The 601-nt window shown below is 41.3% G+C and carries 1 protein-coding gene; it reads right to left on the bottom strand.

All coding sequences use genetic code 11. The annotated features are described in order from the left end of the window. Nucleotides 1-16: 16 nt before the first annotated feature. Nucleotides 17-568, bottom strand: a complete 552-nt coding sequence (locus GOU96_RS18100; protein WP_267783300.1) for a hypothetical protein — start codon at nucleotides 566-568, stop codon at nucleotides 17-19. Nucleotides 569-601 lie beyond the last annotated feature (33 nt).

Raw genomic sequence — 601 nt, 5'->3', positions numbered from 1 at the left:
CGGCTCAACGTTTGGCTTATTCCCAGCTAATTACACTGTCATAAACCTGACAATTTTCTACTACGCTGGCCGCCTCTGAAATGAATACTTGCTGCTTCTCGGATACCGGATAACTTAGATACTCTGAACATTTTGCACTTTGGCCATTGCCGACAACAACCTTTGTGCCTGCTTTCAAAGTGCATTTTGCCAATTTATCCAACGGTGACCACTGATAACAAATCTCAAAATTCTTCCTATAGTCTGCTGTATAACCAGACGGAAGCTCAAATGACCACCATTGACCTAGTTGGCTTTTAGGATTTGTGCTGTTCCATACACGATAGATAATCACATCCTGTGTGCTTTCATAAACCGAACCTTGACACAATTTTCCTTGTAATGGTTCTCCGATTGCTTGAGAAAGTAGTGATTCATCTTGAACAGGTGTGAACTTATCGCTTAACTCACCACTTAGAGCCGTACTCCCAACACAGTACAGTCCAGATGATATTGGCTGCGACACGCTCGGTTCATTTGCACATCCCTGAATAGCTGCAATTAATGTAAAACTTAGAATCCTTTTCATGTTTAACACCTAGCCTTAATTATTATCACTAAG

The organism is Vibrio sp. R-1, assembly GCF_035615595.1.
Taxonomy (GTDB): domain Bacteria; phylum Pseudomonadota; class Gammaproteobacteria; order Enterobacterales; family Vibrionaceae; genus Vibrio; species Vibrio cholerae.
Note: the sequence above shows the minus strand (reverse complement) of the source record. Positions and strands in the feature narration are given on the sequence as shown.